This is a genomic window from Stenotrophomonas sp. SrG (assembly GCF_050031795.1).
GTDB classification, from domain to species: domain Bacteria; phylum Pseudomonadota; class Gammaproteobacteria; order Xanthomonadales; family Xanthomonadaceae; genus Stenotrophomonas; species Stenotrophomonas rhizophila_A.
Genome location: NZ_JBNBBE010000098.1, coordinates 1 through 303 on the forward strand (window position 1 = coordinate 1; position 303 = coordinate 303).

The following is a 303-nucleotide window of genomic DNA, read 5'->3' on the forward strand; positions in this document are numbered from 1 at the left end:
CTGCGTCATCGGGGTGCTGGCCTCGTAGCGCAGGTGCTGCTGGCGGCGGCCCAGGACCGCGGGGGTACGTCACGTGTCGAGGTCTTCCGGCAGCGGGTGCAACGCGAGAGAGCCGGGGCGCTCGCGCAGGTTCGCCCCGGCTTGTTTGGGTACCCGCACGCGCAGCCAATCGTTGCCGAGCGTGGGGGTGTCGAACTCGTTGCGCTCCATGAACTTGCCGGTCGAAGGGGCCTGCTTCGCTGCGCCCTGCATCCACGATGGCGCTTGTACGAGGTACGGAATGGTCTGGCCCGCCGGCAGGAT

The 303-nt window shown here is 69.0% G+C and carries 1 pseudogene; it reads right to left on the bottom strand.

From position 1 onward, the window contains the following. Positions 1–69: 69 nt before the first annotated feature. Positions 70–303: pseudogene (locus ACQG3P_RS19125) on the bottom strand (glycoside hydrolase family 43 protein); the annotation flags it as partial.